Annotated in this window: 1 protein-coding gene; it reads left to right on the top strand. The window is 68.6% G+C overall.

Annotated elements, in window-relative coordinates; genetic code table 11:
* The coding region (locus tag PA598K_RS36980) for a hypothetical protein (protein ID WP_185602442.1) at window positions 1-328 on the top strand (328 nt) is incomplete at both ends.

Consider the following 328-nt stretch of genomic DNA (forward strand, 5'->3'; position numbering starts at 1 on the left):
GATGACCGGATCGACCTGCGGAGGGCGCTGCACTATGATCTGTACGCCGCGCGCACAGACGAGGGCAGCTATCGCATCGCCTTCCCGTTGCTCGATCGCTCTGGCGTCCAGTACGGCCACGCGCTGTTCGTGTTGCCGCAGCAGCTGATCCACCAGCCGAGCCCGCAGACGTCGCTGCTCGTCAGCTATGGCGCAGTCGCGAGCGGCTGTCTGCTGCTGCTCGGCTTCGTCCTGCTGCTCCGCGGACAGGCCCGTCGGCAAGTGCGCGAGCCGTTGCGGCAGCTGCGGGAGGGCGTGAGCGCGCTGCTCCGAGGCGACTATGCTGCGC

It is taken from the genome of Paenibacillus sp. 598K, from assembly GCF_003851045.1.
Taxonomy (GTDB): domain Bacteria; phylum Bacillota; class Bacilli; order Paenibacillales; family Paenibacillaceae; genus Paenibacillus_D.